Here is a 20,909-nt window from a genome sequence, read left to right as displayed (position 1 = left end):
CACCTGGACGAGAAGGTCGCTCGCATTCACGTCGAGGCGCTCGGCGGCACGCTGACCAAGCTCACCAAGGACCAGGCCGAGTACATCGGCGTCGACGTCGAGGGCCCCTACAAGCCGGACCACTACCGGTACTGAGCCGGGCAGTAGAGTCGGCCGACGAAGGCCCGTCGATCTTCGGATCGACGGGCCTTCGTGCTATCGGGGCCTTGGAAGCACACCGGAGGTTCGCAGAAACCGCCCGATCCGGTGGACAGGAGCCGCAGGACATCGGCACTGCCGGAGCTGATCGCGCCATCGGACACCTCGGCGGGTGCGCTGTACGGCTCGAGCGGCAGCGGGGTGGCCGTGCGCAGAAGTCCGACCACTGGTCGCGTCGTTGGGGAGCCACGATTTTTCGGGTCGCCCGGCCGGGTAGTCTGCTGGCCATGGGCGTACTGATAGCGGTCGAGGGCCTCGATGGCGCCGGGAAACGGACGCTGATCGATGGGCTGCTCGCCGAGCTGTCCGGGAAGGGGCTGCGCGTCGCGAGCGCCGCCTTCCCGCGGTATGGCCGGTCGATCCACGCCGATGTGGCTGCCGAGGCGCTGCGCGGCGCACATGGTGACCTGGCAGGGTCGATCAACGCGATGGCCGTGCTGTTCGCTCTCGATCGCGCCGACGCCGCTGCGGAATTGTCGAACATGGTGGCCGCCAACGACATCGTGATCCTGGATCGCTACGTGGCCTCCAACGCCGCCTACTCCGCGGCGCGGGCCGATCAGCAGGCCGACGGCGAAATCGTCGCCTGGATAGGCGAACTGGAGTTCGGCCGCCTGAAACTTCCGGTGCCGCAACTCACCGTGCTGCTCGAGGTGCCCACCGAGGTGGCCGCCGAACGCGCGCGTCGCCGTGGCGAACTGGACGCCGCTCGTGCGCTGGACGCCTACGAGCGTGACGGTGGCCTGCAGCGGCGCACCGCGGCCGTGTACCGCGAGCTGGCGGATCGGGACTGGTTCGGCCCCTGGTGGACATACCGATCCGGCGACGATCGCCCGGCGCTGCTCACCCGCTGCGCCGAACTCGTTGGTGGATAACGTTGGATAGACGTCGGGTTGGTACCAGTGTTTGGCGTGGCAGCCCGATCCTGGCCTGGGAGATGACAACATAGTAATTATGAAGCCGAAGATTCTGGTCGTCGACGACGATATGGCACTCGCTGAGATGCTCACGATCGTCCTGCGCGGGGAAGGGTTCGACCCGCACGTGGTCGGCGACGGTACGCAGGCACTGGCGGCGGTTCGCGAGATCCGCCCCGATCTGGTGTTGCTGGACCTGATGCTGCCCGGCATGAACGGCATCGACGTGTGCCGTGTGCTGCGGGCCGATTCCGGAGTCCCGATCGTCATGCTCACGGCGAAGACCGACACGGTCGACGTCGTGCTCGGTCTGGAGTCCGGCGCCGACGATTACATCGTCAAGCCGTTCAAACCGAAGGAGCTCGTCGCCAGGGTGCGCGCCCGCCTGCGCCGTACCGAAGAAGAGCCCGCGGAGCTGCTGTCGATCGCGGACATCGTGATCGACGTGCCCGCGCACAAGGTGAGCCGGGGCGGAGCGCAGATCTCGCTGACTCCGCTCGAGTTCGACCTGCTGGTGGCCCTCGCCCGCAAGCCGCGCCAGGTGTTCACCCGCGAGGTGCTGCTCGAGCAGGTCTGGGGCTACCGGCACGCGGCCGACACCCGGCTGGTCAACGTGCACGTGCAGCGGCTGCGCGCCAAGGTCGAGAAGGATCCGGAGAATCCCGAGATCGTGCTCACCGTCCGCGGCGTCGGCTACAAGGCCGGACCGCCGTGATCGATGGCGATGCCCAGCAGGCGGACGGCCAGGGCTCGAAAGAGGCCGCGTCCGCCGTGGGTGATCGGGCGGGCACGCCGGGCGGGACGCTGGCGCGTCTCGAGCGTTCGCTCGCCCCGGTGGCCGCCTGGTTCAAAGAGGCGGGCACCGCGCTCGGTCATGTCTGGCGCCGGTCGCTGCAACTGCGCGTCATCGTTTCCACGCTGACGCTCTCGCTCATCGTGATCACCATCCTCGGTGTGGTGCTGACCAGTCAGATCACCGACCGGCTGTTGGACGCGAAGATCAACGCCGCCGTCGAGGAGATGGACCGCGCCCGCAACTCGGTGGAGAGCCAGCTGGTCGGCGTGCAGGACGCGGGCACCCAGCAGCAGCGTCTCACCGACGCGCGCAATTCCCTGTCCAACCGCGGCGGGACCGGTCAATCCACCGGCGCCGCAGGTAGTTTCGACTCCGCGCTGAGCATGGTCGGCGGTACGCCGCAGCAGCCGATCACCTCCGGCCCGATCACCGAGATACCGGAGGAACTGCGCCGGTTCGTGCAGCGCAATCAGGTCAGCTACCAGTTCGCCACGGTCGAGGACCCGGACGGTTACCAAGGGCGGGCGCTGATCATCGGCAGCCCGAGCGCCGAGGTGCCGACCCTGGAGATCTACCTGATCTTCCCGCTGGCCAACGAGGAACGCAGCCTCGCGCTGATGCGCGGCACCATGATGATCGGCGGTTTGGTGCTGCTGGTCCTGCTCGCCGCGATCACCGCGCTGGTCACCAGGCAGGTCGTGCTGCCGATCCGGTCCGCGGCACGGATCGCGAGCCGCTTCGCCGACGGTCGCCTCAAGGAGCGCATGCTGGTGCGCGGCGAGGACGACATGGCGCGACTCGCGCAGGCGTTCAACGAGATGGCCGAGAGCCTGTCCAACCAGATCACCCAGCTCGAGGAGTTCGGCAATCTGCAGCGACGGTTCACCTCGGACGTCAGTCACGAGTTGCGCACGCCGCTCACCACGGTGCGCATGGCCGCCGACCTGATTCACGGCAGCAGCGAGGATCTCGATCCCGCGCTGGCGCGCAGCGCCGAGCTGCTGGTCACGGAGCTGGACCGGTTCGAGGGCCTGCTCAACGACCTGCTGGAGATCAGCCGCCACGACGCGGGCGTCGCCGAACTCCAGGTGGAGTCGCTGGACGTGCGGATGTGCGCGCGGGCCGCGATCTCGACAGTGCGGCATTTGGCGAAGGACGCCGGCGTCGAGGTCGTCATCGATCTGCCGGAGGATCCGCTGGTCGCCGAGGTCGACCCGCGCCGCGTGGAACGGGTGCTGCGCAACCTGCTCGCCAACGCCATCGACCACAGCGAGGGCAAGCCGGTGCTGATCCGCATGCGCGGCGACAGCGAGGCCAACGCCGTCGCCGTAGTGGTGCGCGATCAAGGCGTCGGCCTGCGACCCGGCGAGGAGAAGCTGGTCTTCAACCGGTTCTGGCGTTCCGATCCGTCGCGTATGCGCCGCTCCGGCGGCACCGGCCTCGGACTGTCGATCAGCGTCGAGGACGCCAACCTGCACGAGGGCAGGCTGGACGCCTGGGGTGAGGTCGGCGTCGGCGCCAGCTTCCGCCTGACCTTGCCGCTGGTGCGCGGCCGCAAATTGGGTCCGAGTCCGCTGCCGCTGGAGCCCGGCCGCCGGCGTCCATCCGATGCCGACAGCGATACGCCGACGGTGCCTTTCCCGCACGCCATTCCCGGCTTTGCGGACCCGCTCGGCGCGAACGGGACGCCGTCGACCGGTACGGCGGCGAACGGCGTCAGCGCGCGCCGAGCGTCGGATGACCCCGCTGCGGACGCGGCGGCGGCGAACGGTACCGAGGAGCCGACCCGCGCGCGCAATGGCGTCAGCGAGGCAGAGGAGGGGCCGCACGCCGCCGATACGGGTAGCCCCGGGGCGGCGCGGACGCAAGCGCCGGACGCTTCCGGCTCCGGCCGTGTGCTCACCGAACGCGGAGACGTACAGTCATGAGAATGCTCGGTGCCAGATCGTCCCGACTGGCCGCTGTCGCGGTGCTCGTCACGGCGCTGCTGACGATCAGCGGCTGTGCGAGCCTGCCGGAATCCTCGGCACCGCAAGCGCTCGGCACGCTCAATCGCGAACCCACCTCCGAGGGACCGCCACCACCCATCCAGGGCCGCGATCCCGATCTGCTGCTGCGAGATTTCCTGCAGGCGACCGCCGACCCGGCGAACCGACATCTGGCCGCCCGCCAGTACATGACGCCGTCGGCCTCGGCGCAGTGGGAGGACGGCGCGAGCACGACGATCGTCGACAAGCCGGATACGCTGCGCGAATCGCGCAGCGGTGACACGGCCACCTACGTGATCCGCGCGCAGAAGGTCGGCGAGCTGGCTCCGGACGGCGCCTACCGAGCCGTCGACGGCACGGTCGAGAACAAGATCGAGATGAGCCGGGTCGACGGCGAGTGGCGCATCGATGAGCTGCCCGACGGTGTCGTGATGGACCGCACGGCGTTCAACAAGTCCTACCGTCGCTACGTTCTCTACTTCGTGGAACCCGGCGGCACCTCGGTCGTGCCCGATCTGCGCTGGATCTCGGTGTCCAAGAATCAGCTCGCCCAGCGCCTGCTCACGCTGCTCACCGAGGGCCCGCAGCCGGAGCTCGCCTCGGTCGTGCGCAATCAGCTCGGCCAGCCGGTCGCGCTGCGCGGTCCGATCACCAAGGCCAACGGCGACCCGGAGGAGGTCGGCATCGGGCTCGGCGGCGTGCGCGTCGACTTCGCGGGTGCGGGCGGGTTGAGTCCGCGCGATCGTGAACTGCTTGCCGCACAGGTGGTGCTGACTTTGGCGGGCGCCGACATCCTGGGCCCGTACATGCTGCTCGCCGACGGGAAACCGCTGGACGACCGGTTCGCGGCCAACGGCTGGTCGGTCGCCGACGTGGAACAGCTGAGCCCCGAGCTGTTCGCCCAGAACCGGATCGGACTGCACGCCTTACGCGGCGGTGCGCTCGCCCAGGTGAACGAGCGCGGCGTGGTGAACGCGCCCGGCTACTTCGGGTCGGTGAACAACCTGCAGTCGGTGGCGCTCTCGCCCGACGGGCAGCTGGTCGCCGGGGTCGCCGCGAATGGACGACCGGACCCCGAGCCGCCGCGCACGCTCATGGTCGGCACCTACGGCGGCAATGCCTTTCCGGTCGCCGAGGGCACCACGATCAGCAGACCGTCCTGGATCGCCGACGGCGGCGCCGCCTGGGCCGTCATCGATGGGGAACGGGTGATCCGCGCCGTCAACGACCGCGGCACCGGCAACGTCTCGGTGCAGGACGTGGACACCTCGGCGTTGACGGGGTCGTCGTCCGGGCCCAACTTCCGCGGTCCGATCACCGAACTGCGCATCTCCCGCACCGGAGTGCGGGCCGCGCTCATCGCCGACGGCAAGGTGTACGTCGCGGTGGTGGAACGGCGGCCGGACGGCAAGTACGCGCTCACCTCGCCGCTGCCGCTGGCCGTCGATCTGAGCACCCGCGCGCTCTCGCTGGACTGGCTCGGCGGCGAAGCGCTCATCGTCGCGCGCGAGGGCAACATCAATCCGGTGCTGACCGTCACCATCGACGGTTCCGAGCAGTACCCGTTGACCTCGCAGAACCTCACGGCTCCCGTCCGGGTCGTGTCCGCCTCGCCGACCACGCAGTACGTGGCGGACTCGCGCGGTGTGCTCGAGCTGACCAGCAACCAGACGAGCGAACTGCGCTACTGGACCGAGATCCCCGGTCTCGGATCCGACACCGCGCCGGTGCTGCCCGGCTGAGCCACCGCCGAATGTCGGTGGGCGGGTGCACACTTCGGCCATGGGAGCCGCCGAACACCTCGCCGCCCTGCTGGACTTGGCGCTGCCCGCCTCGTGCGCGGGCTGCGGGGTGGTGGGCGTCGGATGGTGCGCGGACTGCGCGGCGGCACTGAAGGTGGGTCCCGTACGGGTGCGTCCGCGCACCGATCCCGGCGTCCCGTGCTGGGCGCTCGCGCCGTACGCCGGTCCCGCGCGTCGCGCGGTGCTCGCCGCCAAGGAACGCGGCCGCCGCGATCTGGCCGCGCCGCTCGGGCTGGCGATGGCGTATGGTCTCGCCCGATTGCGAACGCCCGATCGCGTATTGGTGGTGGTGCCCGCGCCGAGCCGCGGGGCTTCCGCGCGACGCCGCGGCGGGGATCCGGTGCTGCGGATGGCGCGTGCGGCGGCGGGGTGGCTACCGGATTGCCGGGTGGTGCCCATGGTGCGGGTGTGGTGGGGTGTGCGCGATTCGGTGGGATTGACAATCGGTGAGCGCCAACACAATCTGCGCGGCAGGGTATCGGTGCGGCGCGGGCCGCTCGCGAGTCTGCCGAGCACGGCCGACACCGAGGTCGTCGTGGTCGACGACGTGCTGACGACCGGCGCGACAGCCCGCGAATCGGTGCGTGCGCTACGCGCGGCCGGAGTCGAGACAAGTGCCGTCCTGGTGACGTGTTCTGCTTGACTCCGGGAAATTTGCGTGAACACTGGCGGACCGCCCGTTGGCGTACTACCGTCGCGATCACACACCCGAACCGAGAGTTTGGAGGTGGCGCCTCGGACAACTTCGTGTCGTGCGAATCCCCGGTGTGAGCCAAGCCCGAAGGCGTCAGCCTGTCTGACAACGAACGGCTCTCGCGCACCCCATGACCTCCGGATTCCGCTCGGCACGGCTCAATCCCGCCGCACGGGAAATCGGTCCGTGCGGCCAGATCCGGGAGGTACGCGTGACGACTTCTTCACGTCCTTCAGTGAAAGACGCAGATCCTTCGGTGCTGGATGCCGGCGCCCTGGATACGACAGAGCAACCCGCAGCGGACCAACCACCGGCCACTCGCGCCGACATCGTGGTAAAAGGCCGCAACGTCGTGGTTCCTGATCATTATCGAATCTATGTCGCGGACAAACTCTCCCGTCTCGAACGCTTCGACCCGTCGATCTTCCTCTTCGACGTCGAGCTGTTCCACGAACGCAACCGTCGTCAGCGCAAAGCCTGCCAGCGCGTCGAGATCACCGCGCGTGGCAAGGGCCCGGTGGTACGGGCCGAGGCCTGCGCGGACAGCTTCTACGCCGCCTTCGAGTCGGTGACCGCCAAGCTGGAAAGCCGGATGCGCCGCATCAAGGACCGGCGCCGGGTCCACTACGGGGAGAAGACCCCCGTCTCGGTCGCCGAGGCCACGGCCGATCTGGTCGACGATTCGCTGTTCACCCTGACGGACGAAACCTCCACGGCGCACGCGCACCCCGGTGAGCGCGCCGAAAAGGGGGAACCCGAGTACGAGGCCGGTCCCGGCCACATCGTGCGGACCAAGGAGCACACCGCGACACCGATGACAGTCGACGATGCCCTGTACCAGATGGAACTCGTCGGCCACGACTTCTTCCTCTTTCACGACAAGGAGACCGACCGACCGTCGGTCGTCTATCGACGTCATGCCTTCGATTACGGCCTGATCAGGCTCGCATAGCCGAACGTCGAAAGAGTCGCCCGGCCGACGCCCCCGCGGGCGTCGGCCGCTTGGTCTCCGCACCGGCTCGCGCTCGCGGCCACACGCGCGCCAGTTCCAGCAGCTGGCGCAGTTCCGAATCGAGATCGCGGGACGCGGGCGCCACGGTTCTCGGGGTCGCGTTGGCGGGACCGCATCCTTCGGCTTTGGCGCATATCCCGTGCGCGATCCGCCGCGCGTAGCGCTCCGTCGGGCTCGCTCCGTCGGGCATCGGAAGATCTTCGGGCGCATACCTGTTCAAGTGCAGCAGGGCGTCGCGGATCTCCACCGTCATCCGAATCAGCCGGACCTCGGGCTCGTCGCGCCCGGTCGCCGCGAGGTCGAGAACGATCTCCGGCACCGCGCGCGTCACATCGGTCCACAGCGGGCGCAGCCGTCGGCAGTAGCGCCGGGACCGATCCCAGCCCGCGCGCGTCACCAGTACGCCGAGCAGCGGCACCGCGAGCACGGCGGCGCTGACCACGATGACGGTGAAGTTCGGCCACGCCCAGCGGATCAGGTCCGGATCCTCGATGCGCACGGCGTCGCCGAGGATCCCGCCGAACAGCAGCGCCGAGAACGGCAAACTGCACGCGCCTGTGGCCAACGCCGCGAGCAGTGAGCCGTAGACCAACCGCTCCCGCCGCGTGGTGTCCGCGCGAGCCAGTTCCCGCCACAGGGCGCCCGCCATCACGCGGCCGCAGGCGATCGCGGGCAGGCAGAATGCCAGCGCCGAGATCGCCGACCACATTCCCGGCGTCTGGCCGAGCAGCGTTCCGTTGTGCCGTGCGGGTGTGCCGACGACCAGGATGACGACGGCGCACGCGGCGGCGATCAGGTCGTAGCGGCGCTGCCGTCGCCGCGCGCCCGACGGGTCCGCGCCCGCCCACAGCATGGCCGCGCCGTAGGCGCTCATGATCGCGAACAGCATGCAGCCCATGGAAAGCTGGTGCATGAGGCTGCCGAATCGCGGCGCGATCCCACGCTCCAGCAGCACCATCCCCACCGCCGCCCACGCCAGCGCCCGGTTCAGCAGCCGGTCGGTGATGGTTCGGTGCAGCAGCGCCCACCTGCCGATGGTCACCAGGGCGACGAATCCGATCAGCGGCGCGGCGACTACCCCCGGTATGGGGGAGTTCACCTGCGACGGTCGCGGAAGAACGTCCGGTGCAGCAGGGAGTCGCGGCGCGGCGGGCGCATCGCCTGCAGCATCACCATGTCGGCGAAGGTCTCGGCGTCGCGTTCCCTGCTCGTGCCGTAGTCGGTGCGGCCGAGGACGTGCGCGATGGATTCCGGTGAGATCGAGGGCAGCAGCTCGGCGACGGCGGCGAGGGTGTGCGCGGTCTGGTCGCTCGGCGTCGGCTCCGCTTCCGGGCCGTGTCCGAGCAGCATGTGCCCGAGTTCGTGGGCGATGATGTGCTCGGCGTGCCATTCGGTGGTGTCGGCGCCGTAGACGATCACATCGCTGTCCTGCTTGGCGATCCACAATCCGCTGCCGGTGCCGCACCCCGCGCCCGCGAGCACCGCGGTGTCCACCGGCTGCAAGGTGATCGGGCGGTCACGGAACTCGGCGACGGTATCGAGATAGGTGTTCAGATTCCACGGGTGCGGTATCGGTACGTGCCGGGAAAGCTCCCGGAACCGGGTGTCCATACCGGCCATGCGATGCGATCTCCTACAGCAGTTCCGCGGTCCCGCCCCGTGTAGCTGAGAATGGTACCCAGGGCGGGGTGCCGCGGGCGACCCGCGGGCCGTCACCCGAGGTCAGTGCGAGGGGGCGCCCGATTCGGCGGAATCCTCGGTGCCGCGGATCAATTGGGCGAGCATCGCCCGGTCCACGTCGGAGCCGCGCAGCGCGATACTGGCGACGTTGGCGTCGCGCATGGTGGCCAGCAGCTCGAGTTCTCTGTCGATGCTCGCGGCGGCCTGCCCGGTGGTGGTCAGATAGCGCGGCGCGACGCCGAAGCAACTGGCGATCGCCGCGAGGATCTCGAATTCGACAGCGGCGTCATCGTGTTCGTCGTCGAAGCGGCCGTCGCGCAGCTCTTCCAGGTAGCTGGCCGCCACCGCGCGGTCCAGCTGGTCGCTGACCTGTTCGGCGACGGATTCGGTGCTGCGTTCCGGCGCGGAGCGCGGGTGCATCACCGCGAAGAGTCGGTTGATCTTGTGGCTCAGCGGTAGGTGCGCGGCCTCGGTCATGTCGATCACCTCAGTGCTTGCCGTTGCGATTCGGCGCGGTCGTGCTGTTGGCGGCCAACCACCTGGCCCGGAACTGGGCCTCGGTCGCGGCGCTCACGTTCTCGGAGCGACCGGCGAGCCAGCGCCGGTAGCGGCGTTCCTCGAGCTCGGTCGCGTCGTCGGCTTCGGCGGGGACCTCGAGCAGGTGCGAGAACGCCATCTCCACCAGCGGGTGCAGCTGGCGGCCCGGTCCTCCGTTGCGTTCCAGCATGATGGTGGCGTAGCGGGCGGAGAGCCGGGACACCACCCGGTTCAGGTCCGAGATCGCCTCGACCACAGCGGGTTCGGCGGCCTGGCCGCGCTCGACGGCGTCGGTCAGCCTGCCGGTCGCGGCGAGCAGGCCGGTGAGGTCGGAGATGTCGAAACGGATCGACGTGGGGCCCGCGACGATCGACTCGTCGGTGGCGTGTTCACCCGACCCGGCCTCTCGCACGGCGGGCGAGCCGCCCGCGTAGGTGCGCGCCGCGCTGCCCGGCAGCCAGCGCAGCGGTGCGTCCAGCTTGTTCAGCGTGTGGGTGCTGATCGCGGCGTCGCCGTCCTCGATCTTCCGGATCGTCGGCGCGGAAGGCCCACCCAGATCGCCGATCTGCAGCTGGGTGAGGCCGAGCTCGTCTCGGCGTTCCTTGATGATTCGGCCGAAGCGCTTCTGCCGCGACAGCTCCGAAGGGCTTCTCATAGTGGGCCTCATAGTAGGCCGGACCGGGCGGTGATGACAACTTCATAGAAAAGATTTGAAAAATCGGTAGAAAGAACGGTACTGTTCTTTCTGCGTCGGATGCGCGATACCGACCACTCGAAGCGTTCCGGGACGAGCAGGGGCGTTCGACGGGACGGGCGCCCCGGCCTGCAGCGCAATGGCGCGCCGCAGGCCGGCTCAGCGGCATCTGGAGGGGATCGCTGAGCCGCCCTGCGGCTCGGGGACGGAAAGCCTGCCCGCCCGGTGGGGTGCGGGGAGGTGTTTTCCCCCGCGAGCGTGGACCAGAAACTTACTTCAGAGTAAGTTTGTGGTGTACGTCTCTGGAAAGGAATTCGCATGGCTTCCGACGCCGCTCGCCGTGCCGTCATCGTGTCCGGCGCCCGCACCCCGTTCGTGCGCGCGTTCACCGATTTCACCCGGATGGACTCCATCGCGCTGGCCGACGCCGCCGTGCGCGGTCTGCTGGAGCGCACCGGGCTACCCGGCGCCCAAGTGCAGGCCATCGTGTGGGGCGGGGTGATCCTGCCGAGTGCCGCGCCCAACATCGCCAGGGAGATCGCGCTCGATCTGCGCCTCGATCCCGGCTGCGAGGGCTACACCGTCACCAGGGCGTGCGCGTCCGGCTTGCAGGCGGTGACCGCCGCGGCGGCCGCGATCGAACGCGGCGAATTCGACATCATGATCGCCGGAGGTAGCGATTCCACCAGCAATGCCGAGGTGAAACTGCCGCAGAAGCTGGTGCACGCGGGCGCGCCGCTGGCGCTCGGCAAGCCGAAAGTGAAGGACTATCTTTCCGCCGCGGCGCAATTGGCGCCGTTCACCGACATCCTGCCGAGCAGGCCGAAGATCGCCGAGCGCACCACCGGCGAGGTGATGGGCGAGTCGGCCGAGAAGATGGCGCGGATCCACGGCATCGGCCGGGCCGAACAAGACGAGTTCGCGGCCCGCTCACACCAGCGCGCCGCGGCCGCCATCGCGTCCGGGCGCTTCGACGACGAGGTGCTGCGGGTGCGCACGCCCGAGGGCGTGGACATCGAGCGCGACGGTCTGGTCCGCGCCGACACCAGCGTCGAGAAGCTGGCCAGGCTGAAGCCGGTGTTCGCCAAGGAGGGCACCGTCACCGCGGGCAACGCCAGCCCCCTCACCGACGGCGCCTCGGCGGTGTTGCTGATGAGCGAGCAGAAGGCTCGCGAGCTCGGCTACCGCCCGCTGGCCGCGTTCCGCTCCTGGAGTTACGTCAGCGTCGATCCCACCGATCAGGTCCTCATCGGTCCCGCCATCTCCATGCCGCGCGCCCTCGACAAGGCCGGAATGTCGTTGTCCGACATCGACTTCGTCGACATCCACGAAGCCTTCGCCGCCCAGACCCTCTCGGTGCTGAGCGCGCTCGCCAGCGACGAGTGGGCCAAGACGCGGCTGGACCGCGACACCGCCGTCGGCACCGTCGACATCGACAAACTCAACGTGCACGGCGGCTCGGTCTCCCTCGGCCACCCCTTCGGCGCCACCGGAGCCCGCATGGTCACCACGATGGCCAACGAGCTCGCCCGCACCGGAAAGAACACCGCCCTGCTCGGAATCTGCGCCGCGGGCGGCATCGGCGCGTCGGCCGTTCTCGAACGGGTCTGATTCCGGTCGTCGCCGGTGCGGATTCCCTTGGGCCGCACCGGCGATGCTCCGCCGTCGCCCTTCGCGGTCCGCCTTTCGCCGGGCCCGCTGGCCGTCCGGGTCATCGTGCGCTTGTGCGCGATTCCCAGGATCGCGAGCCCTCGTCTGCGACCGCCGCGCCGCCGCCGTGCGGCACGGCAAGCGATAAGCCGTTCTGATCACAGCGCCTCGCCAGATAGGGCATCGGGTGCTCGCCGACTCCGTGGGCGCTTGGTCAGGGTGCGGCGGTATCCATCGGCGTGCTGTCCGTCGGCAGTTCGGCGGCAAACCTGTTCCCGCCGAACGTTTCCCGGTGCACCGCTTCGGACAGCGGCCGGCCGGTGCGCCAGCCGAAGCGCTCCAAGTCTGGCACCGTTTGGAATTCGCGCACCGGGCCGACACAGAGCCAGGCGACGGGTTGGATGCCAGGGGGCAGTCCGACGATTTCGGCGAGGAACACCGGGTCGTAAAACGACACCCAGCCCACGCCGATGCCCTCGGCGGTGGCGGCGAGCCACAGGTTCTGGATCGCCAGAACCGCGGAGTAGACACCGGTTTCGGGAACCGTGGCGCGGCCGAGCACCTGCGGCCCGCCGCGGCCGTGGTCGTAGCTGACGACGACGCCGGTGCCGCTCTCCACGATCCCCTCGATCTTGATCGGCTCGAAGGTTTCCGCGCGCTCGGGCGGCAGCGCGTCGCGGAACTCCACACGCTTGCCCGCCACATGATCGGCGAACCGGCGCAGCGTGCCCGGCTCACGCACCACCACGAAATCCCACGGCTGCGAATTGCCCACGCTCGGCGCCCGATGCGCGGCCTCCAGAATCCGCCACAGCGTCTCCTCGTCGACGGGCTCCCCGGTGAATTCGGCGCGCACATCGCGGCGCAACCGAATGGCCTCGTAGACACTCAGGCGATCAGCACTCACCGGCCCAGTCAACCAAAACGGACCGGCGGGTCCACACCCAGCGGTCGCACGGCGTTTCACGGTCCCGCCATGACGTTCGTGGCTGAGAAATGCGGCGCGGCACTCGCTGCCGGTCGATGACGCGCGGGCGCAGCTCGACGGTCTGCCTGCCGAGGCCTTCGCTCTCTGTGAATACTGTATCCAGCGGTTTGAAACGTTCGGCAGCTGGCCATTCGGCCCGGTCTGTACGGCGGCTGCGCGAATTGCGCTGCGTCACAGAAGAATACGTCGTCCGAGCGGCTGGTGATAGATTTCGGGTGATCGATAGCATGATTCGCGCATCGCCAGATTCAGGCGTTGCCAGGGGCCGGGGATAGCAAGTGGGGGAAATCGAATGATCGTGCGGCGCAACGACTTGGTTGTGTTCTTGGTAGTCGCTTTCGGGCTGTCGTGGCTGTTCGCGCTGTGGCCGTGGATCGGCAACAAAAAGGTGCCGTCGGTGTTCGTGAGTTCCGCGGCCGTCTGGATGATGCTCACACCGACCCTCGCCGTGTTGGCGCTGTGGTGGTATCGCCGCCGGTCGATGCCGGAACTGGTGGCCGAGACCGGCTCGAGGTTGGGTTCGCGCCCGCGCCAGACCGTGTGGCTGATCGTAGCCGCCTGGTTCGGCACCGCCGCCTTCGTCTGGCTGGCCTTCGGAGTGAGTGTTTTGCTCGGCATGAACGAATTCGACTTCTCGCTCGGTGTCGACTGGACTGTGCTCATAATCCTCGAGGCGCTTGTCGGCAGTACCCTTGCCACACTGCCACTAGCGCTCGGTGAAGAGCTGGGCTGGCGCGGCTGGCTGCAACCACAGCTGACCGGCCGCTTCGGCGTTGCCTTCGGCTTGGTGGCCACCGGGGTGATCTGGGGTCTGTGGCATTTGCCGCTCACATTGCGCGGCTACAACTACCCAGAGCTCGGCGCCTGGGCCGCTGCCGTATTCGTCGTGACCTGCGTCTTCTTCGGCCTGGTGTTGGGCTGGCTGCGGATGCGCTCGGGCAGTGTCTGGCCGTGCGTCGTCGCGCACGCCGCCTGGAACGCGCACGCGATCGGTGTCAGCGCCTTCGGCTCCCTCGACGAGAAACCGAATCAACTGCTCAGCGGTCACGGTGGCGTCGTCGGCTGGGTCCTGCTGGCCCTCCTCGCCGCAATCCTTTTCCTGCTCTTCCCCGTCCGCGGCAACGACCACACCGACCCGAACGCGCCCGCGATCCAGGAACCGGCGGCCCCTCCTGCACCAACCGCCAGCTGAATCCTTCGCCAGCTGCGTTTGCCTGCACGACCAACGCCTCGGTCACCCTGGCTGACGCGTGCGTGCGCCTCATGACCGATCCGACCACACCTCGACCGGACGAGCCCGACATCTGCGCCTCGTCCTGCACGGAGAGTCTTGGACTACGTCGCCTGCCGTACCGCGCCGCTTCGGTTCAACGCGGAATGGCATGCGCGGCAGCAAGAGTCGGTCACAGTGATTCCCGGCCCCACGCACGGCCTCATCCGATTGCCGTGCGAGGGCCTCTATCTGGAGCCCGTGAATTACTTCGCGAGCTGGAGTGCGGGTTCCTGGCGAGTCGCGCGACGGATGCGCCGCTTGCCCTCGGCGAGGGCGGTGCGCAACCCGCGGCGCTTGCCGGTGACCGGGTCGATGGTGGCGACGGCGTTGCCGCCGAACCTGCGCTCGGAGGCCGTCTCCGGTGCGTCGTCGGCGGTGTGGCGCAGGTACTTGTTCGGCAGCGCGAGCTTGAGGATGGTGCGCCACGCCTTGAAGTACTGCACGGGAAGCGATCCCGTGGTGTAGGGCAGGTCGTACTTGTCGCACAGCGCGCGCACCCGGACCGCGATGTCGGCGTAGCGGTTGCTCGGCAGATCCGGGAACAGGTGGTGTTCGATCTGGTGGCTCAGGTTGCCGGTCATGAAGTGCATGACGGGGCCGCCGGAGATGTTGGCGCTGCCGAGCATCTGGCGCAGGTACCACTCGGCCTGGGTCTCGCCGTCGATGTCGGCCTTGGTGAACTTCTCCGCGCCGTCGGGGAAGTGGCCGCAGAAGATCACCGCGTTGGACCACACGTTGCGAATCATGTTGGCGGCCAGGTTCGCGGTGAGCGTGGAGAAGAACAGGGGACCGGTGAGCGCGGGGAAGACCACGTAGTCCTTGAGCGCCTGCTTGCCGACCTTGTTCAGCACCTCGCTGCGCTTGCGCTCGAATTCGGCGCGCTCGGGGCTGCCCGGCTTGTATCGGCCCGCGGCCAGCTTGCCCAGCTCCAGGTGCTGAATCGCCACGCCGTACTCGAAGAACAACTGCAGCAGCAGGTTGTACACCGGGTTGCCGATGTTGAACGGCTTCCAGCGCTGGTCGCGGGTGACCCGCAGCAGGCCGTAGCCGATGTCGTCGTCCATGCCGAGGACGTTGGTGTACTTGTGGTGCAGGTAGTTGTGGGTGTGCTTCCAGTGCTTGGACGGGCCGGTGTTGTCCCACTCCCACGAGCTGGAGTGGATCTCCGGATCGTTCATCCAGTCCCACTGCCCGTGCATGACGTTGTGCCCGATCTCCATGTTCTCGATGATCTTGGCGGTGCCGAGCAGTGCGACGCCCGCGAGCCAGGCGGGCGGAAGGAAACCGGCGTACAGGACCGCGCGCCCGCTGATCTCCAGCGCGCGCTGCAGCCTGATGACATTGCGGATGTACCGCGCGTCCGATTCACCGCGCGAGGATTCGATTTCCCGCCGGATCGCATCGAATTCCGCGCCCAACGCCTCCACATCCGCGGCGGTGAGGTGCGCGTATTCCTTGACATCCGAGATCGCCATGGTGGTTACAGTACCGTAAGTTACGACACCGTAGGTTATGGGATTCGAGTCTCTACCGTGGCAAATCTCGCATTGCGAACGCGACGGCCGAATGCTATATCAAGCGCGCCGCCAGCGCGCGCGGAAGCCCTTCTCCCGCCCGGTCTTCCGGCGCAACGCGGCCTGTTCGACGCGCGCCTTCTCCTGGAGGGCGACCTTGGCCTCGCGCAGCAGTTCCTTCTCCTGGCGGGCCTTCTCCTTCAGCGCCCGCTTGGCCTCGCGCAACACCTCTTTCTCGTGCCGCGCCTTCTCCTCGAGCACCACCTTGGCCTCGTGCAGCGCCGAGCGCAGACCACGCCGCTGCCCGGTCTCGGGATCGGTCAGCAGCCAGTTGTTGTCGGCCCAGCGCTCGGCGTTCGGCAGCGTGATGCCCGCGAACTTGCGCTCCGAGGAAGTTTCCGGCGCGTCGTCGGCGGTGCGCTTGAGGAACCGGTCCGGCAGCGCCAGCTTGTGGATGGTGCGGAAGGCGAGCAGGTACTGCTTGCCCAGCGAGCCGGTCGTGTAGGGCAGGTCGTACTTGTCGCAGAGTTCGCGGACCCGCGCGGCGATCTCCGGGTACCGGTTGCTCGGCAGGTCGGGGAACAGGTGGTGCTCGATCTGGTAGCAGAGGTTGCCGCTCATGAAGGCCATCGCGGGCCCGGCCTTGAAGTTGGCGCTGCCGAGCATCTGGCGCAGGTACCACTCCGCCTGGGTCTCGTCCTCGAGCTGTTCGATGGTGAACTTCTCGGCGCCGTCGGGGAAGTGGCCGCAGAAGATCACCGCGTAGGCCCAGAGGTTGCGCACCAGATTGGCGGTGGCGTTGGCCTTCAGCGTCGACTTCCACGCCGGGCCGGTCAGTGCGGGGTAGAGCAGGAAATCCTTGCTCACCTGGCGTGCGATCTTGCGGGCGAACTCCCGGTTCGGCCCCGACCGGAGCTCCGACTTCGGGGTGCCCGTCAGCTCCTTCTCGATGCTCCAGTCGTGCAGCGCGATGCCCCACTCGAAGGTGGCGGCCAGCAGCAGGTTGGCCAGCGGCTGCACCAGGTGGATCGGGCGCCACTCCTCGTCGCGGGTCATCCGCAGGATGCCGAAGCCGAGGTCCTCGTCCTTGCCGAGGACGTTGGTGTAGGTGTGGTGGGAGTAGTTGTGCGCCCGCCGCCACTGCGACGACGGACCCGTCTGGTCCCATTCCCAGGTGCCGGAGTGGATCTCCGGATCGTTCATCCAGTCCCACTGCCCGTGGCTGATGTTGTGCCCGAGCTCCATGTTCTCGACGATCTTGGCGACCGAGAGCAGCGCCGTGCCGGCGAGCCAGGCCCAGCGGTTGCGGCTGCCGAAGAGCACCGCGCGCCCGGCGACCTCGAGGCCGCGCTGAGCCGCGATGGTGCGGCGGATGTACTTCGCGTCGCGTTCGCCGCGGGAGAGCTCGACGGAACGCCGGATGCTGTCGAGTTCCTGCCCCAGGGTCTCGATATCGGCGGCCGTGAGGTGGGAGAACGTCTGGATATCGGTGATGGCCACCGGAGTCCCTTCTCTGCTCGACTGATGGGGTCGAGGGTACCCGTGTCTCAGGCGGTATCGATGCGGTCCGCCAGGGAGCAGCGCGTGGTCACGCCGCGCGGTGCTCCTTCGACGCGACCGCTCACACGTCCAACGTGCAGTCGCCCGCGGCGGCCGAGATACAGGTCTGCACCTTGTCGCCCTCGCGGCGCTCGTCGCCGTTTCTCAAGTCGCGCGCGTGCCCGGAACTCAAGGTCACCACACACGTCTGGCAGATGCCCATCCGGCAGCCGAACGGCATCTGAACCCCGGCCGACTCGCCCGCCTCGAGCAGGCTGGTCGCGCCGTCGACCTCGACGCTGCGGCCGCTCTTGCCGAAGCTGACGGTGCCGCCTTCACCGACCGCCGAGCGCTCGATCTCGAACCGCTCCACGTGCAGCCGCTCGGCGAGACCCGCCGCGCGCCAGTGCTGTTCGATCTCGTCGAGCATGGCGGCGGGACCGCAGGCCCAGGTGTCGCGTTCCCGCCAGTCGGGGAACTTCGCGTCCAGATCGGCGAGCGCGAACTTGCCCTGTTCGCCGGTCAGGTGCAGGTGCGACTGGAAGCTCGGGTGCCGGTCGTGCAGCGCGCGCAGCTCGTCGCCGAACATCACGTCCTCGGCGGTGCGCGCGGAATGCAGGTGCACCACGTCGGAGACGAGACCGCGCCGGTCCATCGCACGCAGCATCGACATCACCGGCGTGATACCGCTGCCCGCGGTGAGGAACAGCACCTTGGCGGGCGGCGGATAGGGCAGCACGAACCCGCCCTGCGGCGCCTGCAACCGGACGATCGTGCCCGGCTTGACGCCGCCGACGATGTGGCTGGACAGGAAGCCCTCCGGCATCGCCTTCACGGCGATGGAGATCAGGCGCTTGCCGCCGTGCTCGGGGGCGCTCCAGTCCGGCGGACAGGTCAGCGAGTAGGACCGCCAGTGCCAGCGGCCGTCCACCAGCAGACCGATGCCGATGTACTGACCCGGCTGGAACTTGAAGTCGAAGCCCCAGCCCGGCTTGATCACCAGGGTCGCCGAATCGGCGGTCTCCTTGCGCACATCGACGATCCGGCCGCGCAGCTCGCGCGCCGACCACAGCGGGTTGGCCAGGTGCAGGTAGTCGTCGGGCAGCAGCGGCGTGGTCACCCGGGCGACGGCCCCGCGCAACACGTTGAGCCGACCCCCGCGGTCGGCGACGCTCGCCGCGGGCGCTTCGAGCCAGTCGCGGACATTCTTGAAGACCATCGGTGCCGTTTCGTCTTTCTGTCGAGGTGGCGACCGCCGTCGGGGTCGCTTTCGGCTAGGTTACGGCATCGTAGGTTTGCAGGCAGCCCCCGACTGCGACCTGGCAGCTCAGAGCAGGTCGAGCAGGAACGGCAGCTCCTGCGCCGCGTACCAGGCGAGCTGGTGGTCCTCGGCGTCGCCGAGCACGAACTCCGCATCGGGGTCGCCCAGATCGGCCGCGTCGACGACGTCCACCGCCTTGGCCACCTCGGGCTCGGCCTCGGCCAAGTCGACGTGGATCGAGGCGATCCGGTCGTAGCCGATCGGTCCCGCGAGCTTGACCACCGCGTCGTCGAGATCGGGCCGGAGCTTGGCGCCCGAGACGTCCGCGGCGATCACCGCCCGCCGGTACACCGGCCCGCCGGACGGTCGCGCCGCCGCGGGTTCGCCGTCCTCGATGTCCTCGACGACGGCGTCGCGTTCGGCGGCGAGCAGGCGCAGCGAGGCGCGGGCGGCCTCGGCCATGGCCACCTCGGCCAGCTCCTCGTCGTCGCCGGAGGCGTAGGCCTCGCGCAGCGCGGGGGTGACCGCGAAGGCGGTGCCGCCGATCGGGAACAGCTCCCGCTCGGCGACCAGCTCGCGCAGCATCGGCACCGTCGCGGGCACGTAGACCCGCAGGGTGTTCTTCTGATCAGACGCAGGCACCGAGCATCTCCTCCATGGACTCGTGCACCGCGGCGGCCAGCACCTCGATGTCGGCCATCGCGTCGCGGTCGGCGTTGAGTCCGTAGAAGACGCGTCCGTCGTAGGACGTGATCCCGATGCTCGAGGCCTGATTGCGCAGCAGCGGCGACACCGGATACATCTCCAGCATCCGCGCGCCGCCGATGTACATCGGCGTCTGCGGACCCGGCGCGTTGGTGATCACCAAGTTGAACGTGTGCTCTGCGAACGTACTCGCCGCCCGCACGCTCATCGCATGCAGGCTGGCCGGAGCGAACCCGGCCATGTGCACCAGCGTGCGCGCCCGCACCCCGCGCCGGGCCCTGCTGTTGGCCTCGGTGGCGTGCGCGATGTGCGAGAGCCGGATCACCGGATTGGGCTCGCCGACCGGCAGATCCAACAGGAACGAGGACACCTCGCTCGCGGGCTCCAGCCGATCGTGGTCGGGACCCTCGACATACACCGACATGGGCACCACCGCGCGCAGCGTGGTCGATTCGATCAGCGCCTCGCCGCGGGAGAGCAGCCAGTTGCGCAGCGCGCCGGTGACCACGGCGAGGATCGCGTCGTTGGTCGAGCAATCGAAGCGCTGGCGGATCTTGCGGTAGTCGCCGAGGTCGGTGCGCACCACGTCGAAGCGGCGGCTGCGCGAGGTTCGCGCGTTGAGCGGGCTGTCCGGCGCGCCGATGGCCGCGGTGCGCACCGCCGAGACGACCGAGTCGACAGCACGGCCCGCGGCGCCGATCATCGCGAAGGCGTCGGCGCTGGCGTCCCGCGCCACCTCCAGCGCCTCGCGCGGCTGGGCCGCCAGATGGGTGAGCGCGCCGACCAGCAGTTCCACGTCGGTGGGTTCGCGCGGCGCGACCCAGGCGTCGTCGGCGAGACCGCGCGGCGAGGGGCTGTTGTCCAGGATGACGTGGCCGATCTCCAGTGCGCTCGCGCCGTCGACCAGCGCCGAGTGGGTCTTGGTGAAGATCGCGCAGCGGCCCTCGGTGAGTCCCTCGATCAGATACATCTCCCACAGCGGCTTGCTCTGGTCGAGCGGCCGCGAGGCCAGCCGCGCGACCAGGTCGTGCAGCTGCTCGTCGGTGCCCGGACTCGGCAGCGCGGAGCGGCGGATGTGATAGGTGATGTCGAAGCGGCTGTCCTCCACCCACACCGGCCTGCCCAGCGCGAACGGGATCTCGCGCACCTTGCGCCGGTAGCGCGGGACCAGCGAGAGCCTGCTCTCCACGAGGTCGACAAGGCGGTCGTAGTCGAGGGCCGCTTCGCCGTCGAGGTCGCCTTCGTCGGTGTTGCGGACGATCGCGAGCGAGCCGATGTGGATCGGATTGCTGCTCGACTCGAGCCGATAGAACGCCGCGTCCTGCGGCGTCAAACGCGTGATCACGCTGCCCGGTGCTCCTTCCGATGCCGTGTCCCCGCCTCATTGTCGTTCGCGACAACCGAAAGGTGGTGGATCCTGTGGCATATCCAGCGAAATCGGTACATTTCTTTACCCATGGCCGCCCGCGTGGCAGGGTTGTCCGCTTCGCTCGAATGGTGGGGACTGCACAGTCGACGACCGCCGCTTTCGCTCGCTCCGCATCGGGGGGATCACGAGCCGCACTGCCCTTGCCCGTCCCGCGTGCCGAGGTGTTGCGGGAACGTTCGGTCCGATCGCACGCCGCCGACGGCGCGCCGGACGTCTGCCATCGTATGGCACC

Annotated in this window: 19 protein-coding genes; 9 read left to right on the top strand and 10 right to left on the bottom strand. The window is 68.8% G+C overall.

Annotated features, from left to right (window positions below; translation table 11 throughout):
• The 7 genes from ABZV58_RS34180 to raiA all read left to right on the top strand — a co-directional run.
• The coding region (locus ABZV58_RS34180; RefSeq protein ID WP_354999815.1) for an adenosylhomocysteinase at positions 1 to 135 on the top strand (135 nt) is incomplete at its 5' end.
• A gap of 290 nt (positions 136 to 425) precedes the next feature.
• Positions 426 to 1,073, top strand: coding sequence for a dTMP kinase (locus ABZV58_RS34175; RefSeq protein WP_355004324.1), 648 nt, complete (start codon positions 426 to 428; stop codon positions 1,071 to 1,073).
• 70 nt (positions 1,074 to 1,143) lie between these two features.
• Positions 1,144 to 1,830, top strand: coding sequence for an MtrAB system response regulator MtrA (gene mtrA / locus ABZV58_RS34170; protein ID WP_355004330.1), 687 nt, complete (start codon positions 1,144 to 1,146; stop codon positions 1,828 to 1,830).
• A gap of 119 nt (positions 1,831 to 1,949) precedes the next feature.
• Entirely contained in the window at positions 1,950 to 3,839 is a 1,890-nt protein-coding gene (mtrB, locus tag ABZV58_RS34165) for an MtrAB system histidine kinase MtrB (protein ID WP_355004329.1), read from the top strand.
• Between the two features lie 2 nt (positions 3,840 to 3,841).
• On the top strand, positions 3,842 to 5,641 hold the full coding sequence (gene lpqB, locus ABZV58_RS34160) for an MtrAB system accessory lipoprotein LpqB (protein WP_355004323.1): 1,800 nt from the start codon (positions 3,842 to 3,844) through the stop codon (positions 5,639 to 5,641).
• Positions 5,642 to 5,681: 40 nt separating this feature from the next.
• Positions 5,682 to 6,344 (top strand): phosphoribosyltransferase family protein, encoded by a 663-nt coding sequence (locus ABZV58_RS34155; protein WP_355004322.1) that lies wholly within the window; start codon positions 5,682 to 5,684, stop codon positions 6,342 to 6,344.
• Between the two features lie 181 nt (positions 6,345 to 6,525).
• Positions 6,526 to 7,347: a ribosome-associated translation inhibitor RaiA gene (raiA, locus tag ABZV58_RS34150; RefSeq protein ID WP_355004321.1), complete on the top strand. Its 822-nt coding sequence runs from the start codon at positions 6,526 to 6,528 to the stop codon at positions 7,345 to 7,347.
• On the opposite strand, the gene ABZV58_RS34145 is transcribed toward raiA, so the two are convergent.
• The 4 genes from ABZV58_RS34145 to ABZV58_RS34130 all read right to left on the bottom strand — a co-directional run bounded on the left by ABZV58_RS34145 (position 7,334) and on the right by ABZV58_RS34130 (position 10,279).
• Positions 7,334 to 8,506: an MAB_1171c family putative transporter gene (locus ABZV58_RS34145; RefSeq protein WP_355004320.1), complete on the bottom strand. Its 1,173-nt coding sequence runs from the start codon at positions 8,504 to 8,506 to the stop codon at positions 7,334 to 7,336. The two genes, raiA and ABZV58_RS34145, sit on opposite strands and share 14 nt — an antisense overlap.
• On the bottom strand, positions 8,503 to 9,027 hold the full coding sequence (locus ABZV58_RS34140) for a hypothetical protein (protein ID WP_355004319.1): 525 nt from the start codon (positions 9,025 to 9,027) through the stop codon (positions 8,503 to 8,505). The genes ABZV58_RS34145 and ABZV58_RS34140 overlap by 4 nt, the downstream gene beginning before the upstream one ends.
• 102 nt (positions 9,028 to 9,129) lie before the next feature.
• Positions 9,130 to 9,564, bottom strand: a complete 435-nt coding sequence (locus ABZV58_RS34135; RefSeq protein WP_355004318.1) for a hypothetical protein — start codon at positions 9,562 to 9,564, stop codon at positions 9,130 to 9,132.
• 10 nt (positions 9,565 to 9,574) lie between these two features.
• The gene (locus ABZV58_RS34130) at positions 9,575 to 10,279 is read right to left on the bottom strand and encodes a helix-turn-helix transcriptional regulator (protein ID WP_355004317.1); all 705 of its coding nucleotides are present in this window, start codon (positions 10,277 to 10,279) and stop codon (positions 9,575 to 9,577) included.
• A gap of 357 nt (positions 10,280 to 10,636) precedes the next feature.
• On the opposite strand from ABZV58_RS34130, the gene ABZV58_RS34125 reads away from it, so the two are divergent.
• A complete protein-coding gene (locus ABZV58_RS34125; RefSeq protein WP_355004316.1) occupies positions 10,637 to 11,929 on the top strand; it encodes an acetyl-CoA C-acyltransferase in 1,293 nt (430 codons plus the stop codon).
• Positions 11,930 to 12,182: 253 nt separating this feature from the next.
• On the opposite strand, the gene bluB is transcribed toward ABZV58_RS34125, so the two are convergent.
• The gene (gene bluB, locus ABZV58_RS34120; protein WP_355004328.1) at positions 12,183 to 12,860 is read right to left on the bottom strand and encodes a 5,6-dimethylbenzimidazole synthase; all 678 of its coding nucleotides are present in this window, start codon (positions 12,858 to 12,860) and stop codon (positions 12,183 to 12,185) included.
• 388 nt (positions 12,861 to 13,248) lie between these two features.
• Between bluB and ABZV58_RS34115 the strand changes: the two genes are divergently transcribed.
• Positions 13,249 to 14,148, top strand: a complete 900-nt coding sequence (locus ABZV58_RS34115) for a type II CAAX endopeptidase family protein (RefSeq protein ID WP_355004315.1) — start codon at positions 13,249 to 13,251, stop codon at positions 14,146 to 14,148.
• A gap of 284 nt (positions 14,149 to 14,432) precedes the next feature.
• Here the strand turns inward: ABZV58_RS34115 and ABZV58_RS34110 are convergent, their stop codons facing one another.
• The 5 genes from ABZV58_RS34110 to ABZV58_RS34090 all read right to left on the bottom strand — a co-directional run bounded on the left by ABZV58_RS34110 (position 14,433) and on the right by ABZV58_RS34090 (position 20,593).
• On the bottom strand, positions 14,433 to 15,704 hold the full coding sequence (locus ABZV58_RS34110; protein WP_355004314.1) for a fatty acid desaturase: 1,272 nt from the start codon (positions 15,702 to 15,704) through the stop codon (positions 14,433 to 14,435).
• A gap of 99 nt (positions 15,705 to 15,803) precedes the next feature.
• On the bottom strand, positions 15,804 to 17,243 hold the full coding sequence (locus ABZV58_RS34105) for a fatty acid desaturase (protein WP_355004313.1): 1,440 nt from the start codon (positions 17,241 to 17,243) through the stop codon (positions 15,804 to 15,806).
• Positions 17,244 to 17,364: 121 nt separating this feature from the next.
• Positions 17,365 to 18,501, bottom strand: a complete 1,137-nt coding sequence (locus ABZV58_RS34100) for a ferredoxin reductase (protein WP_355004312.1) — start codon at positions 18,499 to 18,501, stop codon at positions 17,365 to 17,367.
• Positions 18,502 to 18,609: 108 nt separating this feature from the next.
• Positions 18,610 to 19,128 (bottom strand): hypothetical protein, encoded by a 519-nt coding sequence (locus tag ABZV58_RS34095; RefSeq protein WP_355004327.1) that lies wholly within the window; start codon positions 19,126 to 19,128, stop codon positions 18,610 to 18,612.
• A 43-nt stretch (positions 19,129 to 19,171) separates the two neighbouring features.
• On the bottom strand, positions 19,172 to 20,593 hold the full coding sequence (locus tag ABZV58_RS34090) for a wax ester/triacylglycerol synthase family O-acyltransferase (protein WP_355004311.1): 1,422 nt from the start codon (positions 20,591 to 20,593) through the stop codon (positions 19,172 to 19,174).
• Positions 20,594 to 20,909 lie beyond the last annotated feature (316 nt).

Source organism: Nocardia sp. NPDC004654 (genome assembly GCF_040609595.1).
Taxonomy (GTDB): Bacteria; Actinomycetota; Actinomycetes; order Mycobacteriales; family Mycobacteriaceae; genus Nocardia.
This window is presented reverse-complemented; position numbering and strand designations above follow the sequence as displayed.